15 protein-coding genes and 1 pseudogene are annotated in these 17,789 nt (G+C 60.3%); 10 read left to right on the forward strand and 6 right to left on the reverse strand.

The features are described 5' to 3' along the window. Positions 1 to 65: 65 nt before the first annotated feature. The gene (locus tag AGR13A_RS09090; RefSeq protein ID WP_035224174.1) at positions 66 to 596 is read right to left on the reverse strand and encodes a hypothetical protein; all 531 of its coding nucleotides are present in this window, start codon (positions 594 to 596) and stop codon (positions 66 to 68) included. A 215-nt stretch (positions 597 to 811) separates the two neighbouring features. Here AGR13A_RS09090 and AGR13A_RS09095 point away from each other — a divergent pair, with 215 nt between their 5' ends. Continuing rightward, positions 812 to 2,026: an NADP-dependent isocitrate dehydrogenase gene (locus AGR13A_RS09095; protein ID WP_035224173.1), complete on the forward strand. Its 1,215-nt coding sequence runs from the start codon at positions 812 to 814 to the stop codon at positions 2,024 to 2,026. A 32-nt stretch (positions 2,027 to 2,058) separates the two neighbouring features. Here the strand turns inward: AGR13A_RS09095 and AGR13A_RS09100 are convergent, their stop codons facing one another. Continuing rightward, on the reverse strand, positions 2,059 to 2,670 hold the full coding sequence (locus AGR13A_RS09100) for a TetR/AcrR family transcriptional regulator (RefSeq protein WP_167377451.1): 612 nt from the start codon (positions 2,668 to 2,670) through the stop codon (positions 2,059 to 2,061). Positions 2,671 to 2,749: 79 nt separating this feature from the next. Here AGR13A_RS09100 and AGR13A_RS09105 point away from each other — a divergent pair, with 79 nt between their 5' ends. Both AGR13A_RS09105 and AGR13A_RS09110 read left to right on the forward strand, forming a co-directional pair. Further along, a complete protein-coding gene (locus AGR13A_RS09105; RefSeq protein WP_167377452.1) occupies positions 2,750 to 3,286 on the forward strand; it encodes an anthrone oxygenase family protein in 537 nt (178 codons plus the stop codon). A 379-nt stretch (positions 3,287 to 3,665) separates the two neighbouring features. Then, positions 3,666 to 4,292 (forward strand): glutathione S-transferase family protein, encoded by a 627-nt coding sequence (locus tag AGR13A_RS09110; protein ID WP_080834881.1) that lies wholly within the window; start codon positions 3,666 to 3,668, stop codon positions 4,290 to 4,292. A 75-nt stretch (positions 4,293 to 4,367) separates the two neighbouring features. Here AGR13A_RS09110 and AGR13A_RS09115 read toward each other — a convergent pair whose 3' ends face one another. The 3 genes from AGR13A_RS09115 to recA all read right to left on the reverse strand — a co-directional run bounded on the left by AGR13A_RS09115 (position 4,368) and on the right by recA (position 8,852). Then, the gene (locus AGR13A_RS09115; protein ID WP_080834883.1) at positions 4,368 to 4,751 is read right to left on the reverse strand and encodes a VOC family protein; all 384 of its coding nucleotides are present in this window, start codon (positions 4,749 to 4,751) and stop codon (positions 4,368 to 4,370) included. A 113-nt stretch (positions 4,752 to 4,864) separates the two neighbouring features. Continuing rightward, a complete protein-coding gene (alaS, locus tag AGR13A_RS09120) occupies positions 4,865 to 7,528 on the reverse strand; it encodes an alanine--tRNA ligase (RefSeq protein ID WP_080834885.1) in 2,664 nt (887 codons plus the stop codon). A 232-nt stretch (positions 7,529 to 7,760) separates the two neighbouring features. Next, a complete protein-coding gene (gene recA / locus AGR13A_RS09125; RefSeq protein ID WP_080834887.1) occupies positions 7,761 to 8,852 on the reverse strand; it encodes a recombinase RecA in 1,092 nt (363 codons plus the stop codon). Between the two features lie 246 nt (positions 8,853 to 9,098). On the opposite strand from recA, the gene AGR13A_RS09130 reads away from it, so the two are divergent. Then, positions 9,099 to 10,040 (forward strand): carbohydrate kinase family protein, encoded by a 942-nt coding sequence (locus AGR13A_RS09130; RefSeq protein WP_080834889.1) that lies wholly within the window; start codon positions 9,099 to 9,101, stop codon positions 10,038 to 10,040. A gap of 29 nt (positions 10,041 to 10,069) precedes the next feature. Then, positions 10,070 to 10,993 (forward strand): pseudouridine-5'-phosphate glycosidase, encoded by a 924-nt coding sequence (locus tag AGR13A_RS09135; RefSeq protein ID WP_080834892.1) that lies wholly within the window; start codon positions 10,070 to 10,072, stop codon positions 10,991 to 10,993. Positions 10,994 to 11,250: 257 nt separating this feature from the next. On the opposite strand, the gene AGR13A_RS09140 is transcribed toward AGR13A_RS09135, so the two are convergent. Next, the gene (locus tag AGR13A_RS09140; RefSeq protein ID WP_080834893.1) at positions 11,251 to 13,515 is read right to left on the reverse strand and encodes an OmpA family protein; all 2,265 of its coding nucleotides are present in this window, start codon (positions 13,513 to 13,515) and stop codon (positions 11,251 to 11,253) included. Positions 13,516 to 13,861: 346 nt separating this feature from the next. Between AGR13A_RS09140 and AGR13A_RS09150 the strand changes: the two genes are divergently transcribed. From AGR13A_RS09150 to AGR13A_RS09170, 5 genes and pseudogenes are all read left to right on the forward strand, one after another. Continuing rightward, positions 13,862 to 14,635 carry an ABC transporter substrate-binding protein gene (locus tag AGR13A_RS09150; RefSeq protein ID WP_035224151.1) on the forward strand — a complete coding sequence of 258 codons (774 nt, stop codon included), beginning with the start codon at positions 13,862 to 13,864 and terminating at the stop codon, positions 14,633 to 14,635. Between the two features lie 113 nt (positions 14,636 to 14,748). Then, positions 14,749 to 15,552: an ABC transporter permease gene (locus tag AGR13A_RS09155; protein WP_035224148.1), complete on the forward strand. Its 804-nt coding sequence runs from the start codon at positions 14,749 to 14,751 to the stop codon at positions 15,550 to 15,552. After that, positions 15,549 to 16,378: pseudogene (locus AGR13A_RS09160) on the forward strand (ABC transporter permease). Before AGR13A_RS09155 ends, AGR13A_RS09160 begins: the two are co-directional and overlap by 4 nt. Before the next feature lie 168 nt (positions 16,379 to 16,546). After that, positions 16,547 to 16,813: an usg protein gene (locus AGR13A_RS09165; RefSeq protein ID WP_035224318.1), complete on the forward strand. Its 267-nt coding sequence runs from the start codon at positions 16,547 to 16,549 to the stop codon at positions 16,811 to 16,813. A gap of 82 nt (positions 16,814 to 16,895) precedes the next feature. Then, positions 16,896 to 17,720, forward strand: a complete 825-nt coding sequence (locus AGR13A_RS09170) for a class I SAM-dependent DNA methyltransferase (RefSeq protein WP_080834895.1) — start codon at positions 16,896 to 16,898, stop codon at positions 17,718 to 17,720. The last annotated feature ends 69 nt before the right edge of the window (positions 17,721 to 17,789 follow it).

A 17,789-nucleotide genomic window follows, 5' to 3' on the forward strand; every position in this document is an offset into this window, starting at 1 on the left:
GCTAAAGCGCGCTTCACTGGCACAGATCGGCGCTAAAATCAAAGGCGGAGGGATGCAAGCACCCCTCACTCCCCCTTGATGATCGTTGCCATCTCTTCGCGCAGCGAATCCCTGCCCTCATCGCCAACGCGATGAATATCGCTGATGACCGGCCGGCCATCTTCCTCGACGACGTCGAAATGCACTTCGTCAACCGTCGCCTTCATCTCGGCCTCGTCCATGCAGGCCCAGAGCTTGAACTTTGCAGTCACGTCGGTCACACCGTCCTTGACCGCGCCCGGCGTCACCGACACATCCTCGAGCGGGCAACCATCCTGCGAATTGGTAACGACATCGTAACCGAAGGGGTCGCCCTTCTCGCCACTCTCGGCCTCATAGGCGGGCTTCTTGGAGGCTTCGCGATATTGCGCGACGAAATCCTTGCTGAACAGGCTGGTCAACATGTCCTCGTCGAAGATGTATTTCCAGTTCTCGGCATCGCCGGACCAGTTCTTCACGGTGATATCCATCACCTTCTGGACGGGATCGGCAGGGCCTGCCGCAAGGGCGCTGTGGGAAAAGAGGACGGCGGCAGTCAGAAGCAGAAAATTCCGCATGATGTGATCCCGGGATTAGCCAAAAAGGCGGGCGAAGCGATTCGCCTGACTGTATTCCGGCATTATGGTTTGGCAATGCGCAAAGCGTTATTGCGCTGCGCCAAAAAAGCGCCCCCCATGGCTTTGCCTCAGGCGCGTGCGATGCTATAGCCGCACCGGATATTTTTCCGACTATTGGCGTCAACAGGCGCCACAGCTTCGAAGGTGAGGAATTCATGGCAAAGATCAAGGTAGCCAATCCGGTCGTCGATCTCGACGGCGACGAAATGACCCGTATCATCTGGCAGCTCATCAAGGACAAGCTGATCCTGCCTTACCTCGATCTCGATATCGAATATTACGACCTCTCGGTTGAAAACCGTGATGCCACCAACGACCAGGTTACCGTTGATGCGGCGCACGCCATCAAGAAGCATGGCGTCGGCATCAAATGCGCCACCATCACCCCGGATGAAGCCCGCGTCGAGGAATTCGGCCTGAAGCAGATGTGGAAGAGCCCGAACGGCACGATCCGCAACATTCTGGGCGGCGTCATCTTCCGCGAGCCGATCATCTGCAAGAACGTTCCGCGCCTCGTTCCCGGCTGGACCAAGCCGATCGTCGTCGGCCGTCACGCTTTCGGCGACCAGTACAAGGCAACCGATTTCAAGTTCCCCGGCAAGGGCAAGCTGACCATCAAGTTCGTCGGTGAAGACGGCCAGGTCATCGAGAAGGACGTCTTCGACGCCCCGAGCGCCGGCGTGGCACTTGCCATGTACAACCTCGATGAATCGATCCGCGAATTCGCCCGCGCCTCCATGAACTATGGCCTGATGCGCAAGTGGCCGGTTTACCTCTCCACGAAGAACACCATCCTCAAGGCCTATGACGGCCGCTTCAAGGATATCTTCGAAGAAGTCTACCAGAACGAGTTCAAGAAGCAGTTCGACGAAATCGGCATCATCTATGAACACCGCCTGATCGACGACATGGTCGCTTCCGCGCTGAAGTGGTCCGGCGGCTACATCTGGGCCTGCAAGAACTATGACGGCGACGTGCAGTCCGATACGGTTGCGCAGGGCTTCGGCTCGCTCGGCCTGATGACCTCCGTTCTTCTGTCTCCCGATGGCCGCACGGTCGAAGCCGAAGCCGCACACGGCACGGTGACGCGCCACTACCGCCAGCACCAGAAGGGCCAGGAAACCTCGACCAACTCGATCGCATCGATCTTCGCCTGGACCCGTGGCCTCGCCCACCGCGCCAAGCTGGACGACAATGCCGAGCTGGCGAAGTTCGCTGCAACGCTTGAAACCGTCTGCGTCGACACCGTCGAAAGCGGCTTCATGACCAAGGATCTGGCGCTCCTCATCGGACCGGACCAGCCCTGGCTCTCCACCACCGCCTTCCTCGACAAGATCGATGAAAACCTCAAGAAGGCGATGGCGGCTTAAGCCCCCTCACTCGGCAGTTTTAAAACCCGGCCTCAGCGCCGGGTTTTTTCATGCGCGCCGCAGAGCCGGAAAATCATCGTCGCTGCGCGTGCCGATCGAACCCTTATCTCCGCTTCCGCCGGAAGGCCGATAGCGCCGGTGGCGCGCCTGATCTGCAAATCCCCCACCAGAAGCGACAGCCAGATTTCCGCAGGCTCTTCCGAAGCGTCGGTGCATTTGACACCCTGTTTTTCCAACGCTTGAAAATAAGCGGCGAGTTTCGGCATGACACGGTCACGCCCTTTCTCCGCCAGAAACGCGCCAAGCGCGGCATCAACGCCCGCTTCCGCCGCCGCAACACGATTGAGCAGCACGGCCCGCTCTCCCAGCAGCATCGACAGGAGATCCGCTCCGAAACGGGAGAGTTCCGCCACGCCATCCGCCGCTTCCGCCGATGGCAATATCAATCTCGCCGCATTTTCTTCGACCATGGCTTCATAAAGCCCGGCCTTGCCGCCGAACCAGCCATACAGCGTCTCCTTGGACGACCTGCTCACCTTTGCCAGCGCCTGCATGGAAAACGCGGCATAGCCGTCCTCGGCAAGCATGGCGAAGGCATGCTCGATAATTTCACGCCGGCGTAATTCCCTGCTCTCGCTTCGCATTCGTGCTCCTTGACAAAAACCGTACATATGCGTACGGAATAACCGTACACATATGTACGGTTATTCTATGGAGATTTTCATGTCCAGCTCATTTCTGCATGCCATAACAATAAAGCACTTTCCCGCGCTGGGGCCGGCAAGAAAAGCGGCATGTTTCGCACTGCGCCTCTTTGCGCCCATGACCCTTGGCATAATGGCCGGCTTCTTCTTCGCCTTCAGCAATCCCGTCATGATGGCGTTCCAGCAACTGGAAGCGGATATTTTCATCCAGGCGTTTAATGGCATCAACGTCAGCGTCCGCAACGGCATCTTCTTTGCGACCTTCTTTGTTCCGCTCGCCGCCCTTCTTGGTGCGTCGCTTGTCGACCGCGACAGCCGGCTGCTGTGGGTGTGGGCCTTGATCATCTACACAATCGTCGTGATCCAGACCCGGTTGGTCAATGTTCCCATCAACGAGTTTTTCAAGACGGTTTCGGCCGAGATACCGAGCGACTGGCAGGAGCTGCGTGACCGGTGGGCGCTTTCCAACCTCATCCGCACCGTACTCACGGGCATAGCCTTTCTTCTCGCATTGCTTGCCGCCACCAGACATGGCGAAAGACGCACGGCTGATTGACCCACCACAAACCCGGCACTTCGCGATGCATTGCTGAAAGGTACCCCACGGTCCAGCGGGCAGCGAGAAATAGCAGACAACAAAAACCCGGCCGCAACGCCGGGTTTCTTTTTTGTTCACAGTATCTTGATTAGACGTTGCACTAGGCGCAAACTTCGATTCCGCACAGTGCCGCGGCCAGCATAACAATAAGACAAAGCTGAAACAGCATTTACTCACGTATAACTTGCCCGGCACAGTCAGAATTTCATCGGAGCGTCGACGCAATCTTGAAAGACGCGCAAATGACGCTGCGGACTATAAAAATGCACCGTGACAGCAAGAAATCCGCACCGGTTTCTCATGATGCTTCGGCGATTTTGCTTGGGGAGGCAAAGCCATGAGTGAGTTGATCTTCTACACCAATCCCATGTCGCGCGGTCGCATCGCGCGCTGGATGCTCGAGGAAGTCGGCGTTCCGTACAAAACGGAAATACTGGGCTTCGAAACCTCGATGAAGTCGCCCGCCTATCGGCTGATAAATCCGATGGCCAAGGTGCCCGCCATCAAACACGGCGATACCATCGTCACCGAGGCGGCGGCAATCTGCGCTTATCTTGCCGATGCCTTTCCCGGCGCCAACCTCGCACCGACACCGAAGGCACGCGGGCTCTATTACCGCTGGATGTTCTTCGCCGCCGGCCCGCTGGAAATGGCGGCCAGCATGAAGGCAATGGGTTTCGAAGTGCCAAAGGAAAAACTGCGCATGGCCGGCTGCGGCAGCTATACGGATGTGATGAACACGCTGGAACGCGCCGTCAGCGAAAACCGTTTCATCGCCGGTGACCTCTTCACCGCAGCGGATGTCTATGTCGGTGCCCATGTCGGCTGGGGCCTGCACTTCGGCACGATCGAAAAACGCCCGGCCTTTATCGACTACATGTCGCATCTGACAGATCGCCCGGCCTTCAAGCGGGCAGCCCAGCTGGATGAAGAAGCCGCGAAGGATTTACAGGCAACGGGATAAACCACCCGCCCCTGTTGCAACGACTGAACCATAACCGGTCCGGACCTCGCCTGTCGGATCGGTCTTGGCAACGGATCACGCCCCGGATTGGCTAAGCGGCTCTCCGACTTCTATCGCATGCCCATCCGGATCGTAAAAGCGAAACACCCTCTGTCCCCAGGCCTGCCGCTCGAGAGGGTGGATAAGCTCCACATGCGGTGCGATATTTCGAAAAGCCGCATCGACATCCGCATGTTCGAAATAAAGCAGCATGTTTCGTCTGCCATAGGGTTCCTCCGTAGCCAGCGATGTCCGCCAGACCGTCTCCTCAAGCGACCGCCCCTCATGGATCGCAAAGCCGCTTTCAAAGAGAACGAAGTTCCCGAAATCCTGCAATACGGCCAGGCCGATCCTGTCACGATAAAACTCTTTGGAGCGGCTGATATCGCGCACGAAAGGAATGGGATTTACAAAACGCATTGCATTCCCTCCGTCATGTCCCCGGCGCTCAAGATTCCGGGCCCTCTGCTCCCAGCCCTTGAGGGCCGAAACAAAAAGGCGGGGTAAAACCCCGCCTCTTCAACTCTTCCAGATCATGCCGCCAGCGCCGCGGCCACCGCTTCGATGGCCTCCTGCGCCTTGGCGCCATCAGGGCCGCCGGCCTGCGCCATATCGGGGCGTCCACCACCGCCCTTGCCGCCAAGGGCTGCGGAAGCGGTGCGGACAATGTCGACGGCGCTGAAACGGGCCGTCAGATCTTCGGTCACGGCAGCGACAGCGCTTGCCTTGCCATCATCGGAAACGGCAATCAGCAGCACGACGCCCGAACCGAGATTGGCCTTGGCTTCATCGGCAAGACCCTTGAGATCCTTGGCATCGATGCCGGACAGGGATTTTGCGAGGAAATTGACGCCCGCAACCTGCTGGACATCATTTGCACCGGCATCCGAAGAACCGCCACCCATGGCAAGTTTCCTGCGGGCATCCGCAAGCTCGCGCTCCAGCTTCTTGCGTTCGTCGAGAAGGCCCTCGACACGCGACAGCACATCGCCCGGCTGCACCTTAAGCGACGAGGCCAGCGCCTTCACCCGCTCATCCTGCTCGGCAAGATAGGCAAGCGCACCCTGCCCCGTGACGGCTTCAAGACGGCGCACGCCCGCACCAACGGCGCTTTCGCCGAGAATGCGAATAAGGCCGATCTGGCCGGTGGCCGCAACATGGGTGCCGCCGCAAAGCTCGACAGAGTATGGACGGTTGGCCTTCGCCCCCTGCACGCCGGTGCCCATGGACACGACGCGAACCTCATCGCCGTATTTTTCGCCGAACAGCGCCATCGCGCCCTCGGCGATGGCGTCGTCAACGCTCATCAGGCGTGTGACAACCGGCGAATTCTGCAGCACGATCTCGTTTGCCATTTCCTCGACGACCTTCAGCTCCTCGGCCGACATCGGCTTTGGATGCGAAACGTCGAAACGCAGGCGCTCGGGCGCAACCAGCGAACCCTTCTGGGCCACATGGGTGCCGAGCACTTCGCGCAACGCCTCATGCAGCAGGTGCGTGGCGGAGTGGTTGGCGCGCAGACGGGAGCGACGCTCATGATCCACCGTCAGCTGCACGGCCTCGCCGAGCTTGAAGCCACCCTTGGAAACGGCGCCCGTATGCACGAAGAGACCTTCGCCCTTCTTCTGCGTGTCGGAAACGGCAAAGGTGCCATTGTCGGACGAGATCACGCCGGTATCGCCCATCTGGCCACCCGACTCGCCATAAAACGGCGTCTGGTTGACGACGATCTGCACCGTCTCGCCATCGGCGGCGCTGTCAACCGACTTGCCATCCTTGACGATCGCCTGAATGACGCCTTCGGCGGTTTCCGTGTCATATCCCAGGAACTCACTCGCGCCGAATTTTTCCTTCAGCTCGAACCAGACGGTTTCGGTCGCCTTGTCGCCGGAACCGGCCCAATGCGAGCGAGCTTCCGCCTTCTGGCGCTCCATGGCATCGGTGAAACCGGAAATATCGACACCGATTTCGCGGGCGCGCAGCGCATCCTGCGTCAGATCGAGCGGGAAGCCATAGGTGTCATAAAGCTTGAAGGCGGTCTCGCCATCCAGCATGTCGCCCTTGTGCAGGGTCGAGGTCGCGTCGGACAGAAGCGACAGGCCACGCTCCAGCGTTTTGCGGAAACGGGTTTCCTCGAGCTTCAGCGTTTCGGAGATCAGCGCCTCGGCGCGCACCAGTTCCGGATAGGCGCGGCCCATCTGCTGCACCAATGCCGGCAAAAGCTTGTAGATCAGCGGCTCGCGCGCGCCGAGAAGCTCGGCATGGCGCATGGCGCGGCGCATGATGCGGCGCAGAACGTAACCGCGACCTTCGTTCGACGGCAGAACACCATCGGCGATCAGGAAGGCGGACGAGCGCAGATGGTCGGCGATGACCCGGTGGCTGGCGCGCTTTTCGCCTTCGGCCGGAACGCCGGTCGCCTCGACGGAAGCGGAAATCAGCGCGCGGAACAGATCGGTGTCGTAATTGTCGTGCTTGCCCTGCAACAGCGCGGAAATACGCTCAAGACCCATGCCGGTGTCGATCGACGGGCGCGGCAGGTCGATGCGCTCTTCCTTCGTCAGCTGCTCATATTGCATGAAGACGAGGTTCCAGATTTCGATGAACCGGTCGCCATCCTCTTCCGGCGAGCCGGGCGGGCCGCCCCAGATATGGTCGCCATGGTCGTAGAAGATTTCCGAACAGGGACCACAGGGACCGGTATCGCCCATCGCCCAGAAATTGTCGCTGGTCGGAATGCGGATGATGCGGTCGTCGGAGAAACCGGCAATCTTCTTCCAGAGGTTAAAGGCCTCATCGTCGGTGTGATAGACGGTGACCAGCAGACGGTTGCGGTCGATGCCGAATTCCTTGGTGATCAGGTTCCAGGCATGGGTGATCGCCTCTTCCTTGAAATAATCGCCAAAGGAGAAATTGCCGAGCATTTCGAAGAAGGTATGGTGGCGGGCCGTATAACCGACATTGTCCAGATCATTATGCTTGCCGCCGGCGCGCACGCATTTCTGCGCCGAGGCAGCCGTGGAATAGGGACGGCTTTCGAGACCGGTGAAGACGTTCTTGAACTGCACCATGCCCGCATTGGTGAACATCAGTGTCGGATCGTTGCGCGGCACCAGCGGGCTGGAGGGCACGACCTCGTGTCCGTTCTTCTTGAAGTAGTCGAGAAAGGTCGACCGAATTTCATTCACACCGCTCATGCCCACACACCGCTCACAGCTGGAGTCCATCATTGCCATCGGAAACGATAGCTTTATTGCAAAATCACTGGCTTTTATCGTTCGCACCCTGCCCTGTCCAGCCATGGAGGCGAAGCAAGACATATAGGCAAATAAAAAGGGCCACGCGAAGAAAAATCGCACGACCCTTTTTGATCTATACAAGTTCAGGAAAGTCTGCGGGCGGCGATGTCCGAGACTTCACAGGAAGGCATCAGCCTTCGTCGCTGCCGTCGTCGCCTTCGCCGGCGTCCGGGCCGCCATTCTGCAGGAAGCGGTCGGCGATCAGACCGGCATTCTGGCGCAGCGCCAGTTCGATCTCATTTGCCGTTTCCGGATTGTCGCGCAGGAAGGTCTTGGCGTTTTCACGCCCCTGCCCCAGACGCTGGCTGTTATAGGAGAACCAAGCACCGGATTTTTCGACGATGCCGGCCTTGACGCCGAGATCGACAAGCTCACCAGTCTTGGAAACACCCTCGCCATACATGATGTCGAATTCCACCTGCTTGAAGGGCGGCGCCATCTTGTTCTTGACGACCTTCACACGGGTCTGGTTGCCGACAACCTCTTCGCGTTCCTTGACGGCGCCGATGCGGCGGATGTCGAGACGAACCGAAGCGTAGAATTTCAGCGCATTGCCGCCCGTCGTCGTTTCCGGCGAACCGAACATGACGCCGATCTTCATGCGGATCTGGTTGATGAAGATCACCATGCACTTGGACTTGGAGATCGAGGCTGTCAGCTTGCGCAGCGCCTGGCTCATCAAACGCGCTTGAAGACCCGGCAGGCTGTCGCCCATCTCGCCTTCGATTTCGGCCCGCGGCGTCAGCGCCGCAACCGAGTCCACGACCAGCACGTCGACGGCACCGGAGCGTACCAGCGTATCGGTGATTTCCAGAGCCTGCTCGCCCGTATCCGGCTGTGAGATCAAAAGGCCCTGCAAATCCACACCGAGCTTGCGGGCATAGACCGGATCGAGCGCATGTTCGGCGTCCACGAAGGCGCAGATGCCGCCCTTCTTCTGGGCTTCGGCAATGGTCTGCAATGCCAGCGTCGTTTTACCAGAGCTTTCCGGGCCATAAATTTCAATGATGCGCCCCTTCGGCAAACCGCCGATTCCGAGCGCGATATCCAGGCTGAGCGACCCCGTCGAAACGGTCTCCACTTCAACCACATTTTCATTGGAACCGAGCTTCATGATCGATCCCTTGCCGAACGACCGTTCGATCTGGGAGAGCGCCGCTTCCAGTGCCTTGCTTTTATCCACCGATTTATCCTCTACGAGACGCAAAGAATTTTGTGCCATCCGAACCACCTTTAGGTTATTGAAGCCGCACAGGCAATGAAGCAGTATGGAAATGGTATGTACTCTATTTGTTCTCATTCCGCAAGGCTGAGCCAGCACATTGAAAACAAATAGGGATAAGTCGTTTGTTCTGCTTTCGTTTTTCCGTGCGCGGCCCATCGCCGCAAACCGGATGCGAGGTCAGGAAGACACCATTTTAGGCCGAATCGTCCGGTCTTTCCATCCGCCAGAGAGGGAAACGCAAGCGTGAAGAAAATACTCGTTCTGGGCGGCGCGCATATCGACAGGCGCGGCATGATCGAGGCGGAAACGACGCCCGGCGCCAGCAATCCCGGCTCGTGGATGGAAGAGGCCGGGGGCGGCGGTTTCAATGCGGCCCGCAATCTCTCCCGGCTCGGTTTTCAGGTCCGCATCATTGCCCCGCGCGGTGGCGACGTCACCGGCGAAGCCGTGGCGGAGGCAGCAAGGCAGGCGGGTGTGGAAGACACGCCCTTCACCTTCCTCGACCGCCGCACGCCAAGCTACACCGCCATTCTGGAACGAGACGGCAATCTGGTCATCGCGCTTGCCGATATGGACCTCTACAAGCTCTTCACCCCGCGCCGCCTGAAGGTGCGTGCCGTGCGCGAGGCGATCACCGCGAGCGACTTTCTGCTCTGCGACGCCAATCTGCCGGAGGATACGCTGACGGCGCTCGGCCTCGTTGCCCGCGCCTGCGAAAAGCCGCTTGCGGCCATCGCCATTTCGCCCGCCAAGGCGGTGAAGCTGAAAGGCGCGCTCGCCGATATCGATATGCTTTTCATGAATGAGGCCGAGGCCCGCGCCCTGACGGGGCAAACGGCCGCCAATGTCCGCGACTGGCCGGAAATCCTGCGCAAGGCCGGCCTTGCCGGCGGCATCGTTACCCGTGGCGCCAGCGAAGTCGTCGCCTTCAAAGGGACGGAAACCGCGATCCTCCACCCGCCCCTGATCCGCGAGGTCAAGGACGTAACCGGCGCCGGCGATGCCATGGCCTCCGGTTATCTCGCGGCGATTGCCGGTGGCAAAACGATCGCAGAAGCATTGCGGCTGGGAGCCGCGGCGGCAGCCATCACCGTGCAATCGCCCTTCGCCACTGCCCAAGACCTATCAAAAGACAGTGTCGAGGCCATGTTGGGGCTTGTCCCCGAAGCCGAAATGCTGGCATGAACCCGTTTTAAGAACCTGGAACAGACAGAATGACCCGCCCCATCTCCCCGCTCCTGCCCATCGTTTATTCGCAAGAAGTCGCCGCCGCCAAGCAGCGCGGCGCACCGATCGTGGCGCTCGAATCGACCATCATCACCCATGGCATGCCCTATCCCGGCAATATCGAGATGGCCGAAAGCGTCGAGCAGATCATCCGCGATCAGGGTGCTGTTCCCGCAACCATCGCCGTCATTCACGGCACCCTGCATATCGGCCTTGAGAAGAACCAGCTGGAAGCGCTGGCAAAGACCACCGACGCCATGAAGGTCTCGCGCGCCGACATCGCCTTCGCGATTGCCGAGCGCCGCACCGGCGCCACCACGGTGGCCGCCACCATGATCGCCGCCGCCCGCGCCGGTATCCGCGTTTTCGCCACCGGCGGCATTGGCGGCGTGCACAAGGGTGCGGAAGAGACCTTCGACATCTCCGCCGATCTGACCGAACTTGCGAAAACCGGCGTGATCGTCGTCTGCGCCGGCGCCAAGGCGATCCTCGATATTCCGAAGACGCTCGAGGTTCTCGAAACCAATGGCGTGCCTGTTGTCACCTTCGGCTCGGAAGAATTCCCGGCTTTCTGGTCGCGCTCCTCCGGCCTGCCGAGCCCGCTTTCGCTCAACAGCCCGGCGGCCATCGCCAATTTCCAGGTGACCCGCGAACAACTCGGCATCGATGGCGGCATGCTGGTGGCCAATCCCGTACCGGAAGAGGATGAGATTCCGCGCGAGGAAATGGAAATCTACATCAACCGCGCCATCTCCCATGCCGAGCGCGACGAGGTCACGGGCAAGGCGGTCACGCCCTATCTGCTCGGCGATATCTTCCGCCTGACGGATGGCCGCAGCCTTGAGACCAATATTGCGCTTGTGCGCAACAATGCGCAGCTGGCCGCCGAGATCGCGGTCGCGCTGAACTGAGGACACACATCTCCTCTTCCTGCCGTTCGGCAGCGGACCCCAAACGGAGTGCTTTCGTGGCTTTCGAGGCTGGAACAAACACGTGCCCCGTCATGCTCGGGCCTGTCCCGAGCATCTACTACGTCTCGACTGGAGGAAACGTGATTAGATCCTCGCCTCAAGGGCGAGGATGACGTCGCGTATTTGGAAAACTTGCATCAACAAAAAGGCCCGGAGAGCTTGCGCTTCCGGGCCTTTGTTTTTCCTGTCGAACCCGATCAGTTCTGGGCGACCGGCTTCACCAGCGGCGTCACGCGGCGGATGGTGACACGGCGGTTCTGCTGTTCCGGGCCGAGCGTCTGAACCTTCAGGTAACGCTCGCCATAACCTTGGGTCGCGAGGTTTTCCGGCGGAATGCCGTAAACATCGGTCAGGACATTGGCGACGGAAGCGGCGCGTTCGTCGGAAAGAACGAGGTTGCTTTCATCCGAACCGACCGCGTCGGTATGGCCTTCGATGAGGAAGGTTTCACCGGGGTTCTTGTCCAGCGCCTTGTTGATCGCATCCGCCACCTTGCGCAGCGAACGGGCCTGCGCCATCGGAATTTCGGCGCTGCCGGTTGCGAACGTGATCGTATCGAGGTCGATACGGCGTACCTTGTCGCGGATACGGGCCGAATAACGCACTTCATCCAGCGAGTAGACACGTTCCACGGGCTCGACCGGCGGCTGCTCCAGGAAGCGATAATAATCGCGGTCGGGATCGCTCGACGTGTCGATGATGTAGTCGCGAACGGGAATGCGCAGGCGCATCGGCGGCAGGTCGAGACCCGGATCGCGATAGACGTAATCACGGTCGGGATCGTCCATCAGATCGGGCGCATAGAACAGCACATATTCCCGGCCACGATCGTCGATTCGCGAGCGCTGAATCACGTCGCCATAGCGGTTGCGGATCGTCACAACCTGCGTGCCATCGCGGCGCTCGACCGTTTCGCGGACACGGCCGCCGGGCAGACGCTCGTAATAGGGCTCGCCGCCATCGCGGATGAAGCGCTGGTTGTCGTCGCCGCGCACCACAACGCGATCACCGAATTGCAGAATGATCGGTGCATCGCGGTCCCGGTCACGCGGACGGCCTTCACGCGGCTGCCATTCGCGCACGCCTTCCGGCCGTTCATATTGCGGGCGACGATCGACACGTTCGCCCTGCTGGGAGGTGATGGCCTCCATCTTGACGGGCGGCGGCGGGGCCTTGCCTTCGGCCGCACCGGCGCGCTGCGCCTCGGCATCGGAGGTCGGAACCTTTACGTCACCGGCCTGTTCGCGTTCACGACGGCGCTCCTCGCGGGTCTGGCGGTTGCCGGAACGTTCCACTTCCTTGTCACTGTCGAGAACGGCGGCACCCTTGTCGACAGGCAGGATAACGGTGTCAGCAGTCTTGGACGGATCCTTGGCGATCGCCTTGGCCTTGTCCAGCTCCTCCTTCGTCATAGCAGGCGCTTCGGTCTGCGGGATGGCGACCTGATTGGGAACGGGTTCACCAGCAGGCGCCTGCCCGGTCGTCGCACCGCTTGGCGGCGGTGGCGTCGGCGTGCCTGGCAGCGGAGCCGCAGGCTCGGTCTTGCCCTGGCCTTCTACCGGCGGCTTTTCGGAGGGCTGCTGGCCCGGTGCGGGGTTGGGCTGCGCCTCCGGTGCCGGCGGACGTGCGGGCGTGGGCGCTTCGGTCGGAACCGGTGCTTCCTTCGCGGCAGGTTCCGGGGCTGCCGGTTTTTTCTCCGGAACGGGTTTTTCAGCCGGCTCGGCTTTCTGTTCCGGGGCCCTTTCCTCTACCTGCAGCTTTTTGCCGGGCGCCGGTTCGCGGGGCTTGGCCGGCTGCTCGGCATTTTCGGGGCTTGCTGCAGGCTGTTCGGCCGCCGGCTCCTTCGCCCGTTCCTTGCGCGGACGTTCAGGGCGCTGCTCGCCCTCGCCCGCGGGCTGTTCGGCCCGCTCCGGTTTGCGCGGGCGCTCCTTCGGCTGCTGTTCGGCCGGTGCGGCCTCGGGAGCTGCCTCCTTCTGGCGGGCGGGACGCTGTTCGCCCTCACCCTGCGGCTCCTGTGCGCGGCGGGGGCGCTCCTGCGGCTGTTCGGCTGGCGCAGGCTCCGGGCGGGCTTCGCGCTGCTGCGGCTCGCGCTGGGGTTCCGGCTGCGCTTCACGCTGGGGTTCGCGTTGCGGCTCGGCTTCGGCCTTCGGCTCCGGCGGGCGCTCACGCGGCGGTTCCGGCGCCTGCTCCTGCTTCTGCGGCTCGGCCTGGGGCTGCGCCTCCTCGGCCTGCTTGCGCTGCTTGCGCAAAAGCTCTTCCGGATTCTGCTCTTCCGCAGGCTGCCCTTCCGGTTGCGCCTGCGCCAGAATCAGCGGGGTCTGCGACTGGAGAGCGTGAGACTGGGGCATCTGCGTCTGCGCCCGCGCGGCGCCGGCAAAACCGGCCGCGGCCGGTTCCACCGCAATCGCCAGCGACATGAGGGGGAAAACCACCCCCGTCAGCAATGTGTTCTTCTTCAGCATCGGTGCTTCCTCATCTGCCAATCGTTATGCGTCGCTTATACCGCGACATCGTAAAATCCGGCCGCGCGTGCAGGCGCTGGTCAACGCCTTGCACACGCTTAGGTTCCCATGATGACCAAACCCTTCTGTACCGGAAATGAACAGATCAAGGCGTTTTCGTGATAGCTTGGCGACGGAATCGCGATCACTAATATTGCGGTTGCATTTTTTGACCAACCGGATGAATAATCTGAGCCGCGCTGAAGGCCGCAGCCGGTATAATCCGTTCTGCCGCGCCCTGCGCTCAAGGCGTCCGCACTGACAACAACAACAGACTGCGGATGAACGACCAAAAGAGAGGATCGAAATGCCTATTTCCACCCGTCTGCTCGCAGCCGTATCGATTGCCGCCATCTCGCTGTTTTCCGGCGCCGCCCTCGCGCAGGACAAGATTGTCATCGGCACCGAAGGCGCCTACCCGCCCTTCAACAATCTTGAAGCCGACGGCACGCTGACCGGCTTCGACATCGACATCGCCAAGGCGCTCTGCGTCGAAATGAAGGCCGAATGCACCTTCGTCACCAATGACTGGGACGGCATCATTCCGGCCCTGCAGGCCAAGAAATTCGATGCCATCATCGCATCCATGTCGATCACGCCCGAGCGTCTCGAGAAGGTCGACTTCTCCAAGAAATATTACAACACGCCGCCGGCCATCGCCGTACCGAAGGATTCGCCGATCAAGTCCGTCGATGATCTCAAGGGCAAGTCGCTCGGCGCACAGGGCTCCACCACCCACTCCAACTATGCCGAAAAGCATTTCCCGGGTTCCGACGTGAAGATGTACCCGACCGCCGACGAATATAAGCTCGATATCGCCAATGGCCGTATCGATGCCGTTATCGACGATATCGTTGTCCTGTCTGAATGGCTGAAGACGGATGCGGGCAAGTGCTGCAAGATCCTGACGCCGCTTCCGGTCGATGTCGAGATCAACGGCAATGGCGCGGGCGTTGCCGTTCGCAAGGGTGATACGGCGCTTGCCGACAAGTTTACCGCCGCCATCGCCGGTATCCGCGCCAACGGCAAATATCAGGAAATCAACAAAAAATACTTCGATTTCGACGTTTACGGCCAGTAACAGGCACAGTGCTTGTTGAAATCTCGTGGCGGAAGGCTTGCCCTTCCGCCATTTTTGTTTGAAAACGTAATCATAACAATCACGGCGGCTTAAGACCGCGGGGGAAAACTGGCATGAGCGGAGCATTTTCCGCCATAGGTGCGTTCTGGACCTATGTCTCGACACTTCTCGACCCCTTCTGCGGGCCGGTCGGTCTCTTCTCGCTTTTCGGAAACGGCACACTCGTCGCCTGCGGCGATGCGGGTTGGGGCGATGAAATCGCCTTCGGCGTCAAGGTCACCATCTCGCTGGCGCTCGCCACGCTGCCCGTCGGGCTGCTGATCGGTTTCCTCATCGCGCTTGCCGCGCAATCGGAAGAGAAATCGCTGCGGCTCGCCGCCGGCATTTACACCACCATCTTCCGCGGCCTGCCGGAACTGCTGACGCTGTTCATCGTCTATTACGGCATCCAGATGCTGCTGCAATCGCTCGCCGGTTATGTCGGCATCACCGGTCCCGTTGAAATCAATGCCTTCGTGGCAGGCATGGTCGCACTTTCGGTGGTGTTTTCGTCCTACGCCTCCGAAGTGCTGCTCTCCGCCTTCAAGGCCATACCCAAGGGACAATATGAGGCAGGCGCGGCGCTGGGACTTTCACGCAGCCGCACCATGCTGCTCGTCATCATTCCGCAGCTGGTCAGGATCGCCCTGCCCGGCATGACCAACCTCTGGGTCATCCTGCTGAAAGATACGTCCTATGTCTCGATCATCGGCCTTGCGGATATCGTCCGCCAGACCGGCATCGCAGCCCGTGTCAGCAAGGAAGCCTTCTTCTTTTACGGCATCGCCTGCCTGCTCTATCTCATCCTTGCACTTCTTTCCTCCGTCGGCATCGGTTTCATCGATCGCTGGTCGCGCAAGTCGGAGGCAAGCCGATGAGCCACATTCAGGAACTCATTCCCCCGCGCGCCGCACCGCCCGCCGTCGACAAGCCGCTCAATATTTCGCGCATCGTCGGCATCGGCGTCATCACGCTCTGGCTGCTGCTCGCCGCCGGGCTGGTCTTCGCGATGATCGAAGGTTGGGACTGGGCGAAATTCGAACGTTACGGGCCGCGTTATATTGACGGTCTCATCACCACCATCACTCTGGTCGGCAGCTCGATCATCCTCGGCGCCATTCTCTCGGTGCCGATCGCCTTTGCCCGCATGTCGGAAAACCGCGTCATCGGCGCACTGGCCTATGCCTATGTCTATGTCTTCCGCAGCACGCCGCTTCTGGCGCAGCTTTTCCTGATCTATTACGGCCTTGGCAGTTTTCGCCCGCAACTGGAGGCGGTCGGTCTCTGGTGGTTCTTCCGTGAGGCCTGGTATTGCGGCCTCCTGTCGCTCACCCTCAACACCGCCGCCTATCAGGCCGAAATCCTGCGCGGCGCGATCCGCAGCGTCCCGCGCGGCCAGCATGAGGGCGCCGCCTCCCTGGGCATTTCGAAATTCATCACCTTCCGTAAGATCATCCTGCCGCAGGCGCTGATCGTGGCGCTGCGCCCCATGGCAATGAGATCATCCTGATGATCAAGGGCTCCGCGGTGGTCTCCATCGTCACGGTCTTCGACCTGATGGGACAAACCCGTTACGCCTTTTCCCGCACCTTCGATTATCAGGCCTATCTCTGGGCCGCGATCTTCTATCTGACGATCGTCGAGACGCTCCGGCATGTCTGGGCATGGCTGGAAGCCCGCCTGACGCGCCATCTGAAACGCTAGGGGCCAAGTTGGCAGCACTCATCAATAGAGGCTGCCAACATTTTGAAAAATATAACTATTTTGTGACAATCCATGCTTCTGGCAAGCTTGGATTAACCATGTCGTGTTCCCATATTCGATACAGCGGCAATGCTGTTATCGGCAATCATGAAAATCGGAACCGCCGTCATGAACAAGGACATGGAAATGATGCTGAGGGGCTACGGCCTCACCACCGCCCAGATTTTTTACCGCATGCCGGACCATCCGCTGGTTCTCCAGACCTATGTCTGGCAGGACTACGATCTCGCCCCGGACTTCCCCGAAATGCACGGTTTCCTCAAATTCTGGCAGGAAAAGCTCGACGGGCCGTTACACTCCGTCCGCTACGTGCATCGGCAGGTGATCTCGGCGCAGGAATGGCGCGCGCTGAAAGGAGAGTTCATCCTTCACTGAGCTGTCGCGCCACATAAACATTGCGCCCGTCCCCGTTGCGGCTTACAGCAAAGTCAACCAGAGACGTTATGGATACCGCACGATGACGAAGAACCAGAAAATCGACGAAGAGGCGCTTGCCGAAGCCTATAACCGCGCGCTTGCGCTTGAAAAAGCCGGCGATGTGGACGCGGCGGTAAAGGCCTATGAGGAAGTTCTGGCCATCGACCCCGACGATCACGGCGGCGCGGCCGTTCGCATCGCCGCCATGGGCCGTGGTGAAACGCCGCCGAAAGCGCCCGACGCCTATGTCGAGACCCTGTTCGACCAGCACGCCGAAGCTTTCGAGGATATTCTTGTCGAGCAGCTCGGTTACGCCGTGCCGATGATGGTGCGCCAGCGGCTGCAGGCGTTGAACCTCGGTCCCTTCAAGCGCCAGCTCGATCTCGGCTGCGGCACAGGCCTGACCGGCGAAGCACTGCGCGACATGGCCGACGATATCACCGGCATCGATATTTCCGAAAACATGGTCGAGATCGCCCATGAAAAGGACCTCTACGAGACGCTTTATGTCGCCGAAGCGGAGGATTTTCTTGAGGACAATGACGACGAGGCCTTCGACATCATCACCGCCACCGATGTGCTGCCCTATCTCGGCGCGCTGGAGCCGCTGTTTTTCGGTGCCGCCGAAAACCTCAATCCCGGCGGCCTCCTGATCTTCTCGTCGGAAACCTTGCCTGAAGCGACCATGGCCGGACGCCCCTATATCGTCGGCCCGCACCAGCGCTTCGCCCATGCGGAAACCTATGTGCGCGAAAGACTGGCCGCGACCGGCTTTGAAATTCTCGAAGTGACCGACATCAATGTGCGCATGCAGGACGGCAACCCCACACCGGGCCATCTGGTGATCGCGAAGCTCAAGGGCTGATACGGCATAAGAGGCTTATTCCCCCGACGTCTCGGCAGTTTTCTTCTCCCCGCCGGGGAGAAGGTGGCC

Origin of the sequence: Agrobacterium genomosp. 13 str. CFBP 6927, assembly GCA_900012615.1 — a bacterium.
Taxonomy (GTDB): domain Bacteria; phylum Pseudomonadota; class Alphaproteobacteria; order Rhizobiales; family Rhizobiaceae; genus Agrobacterium.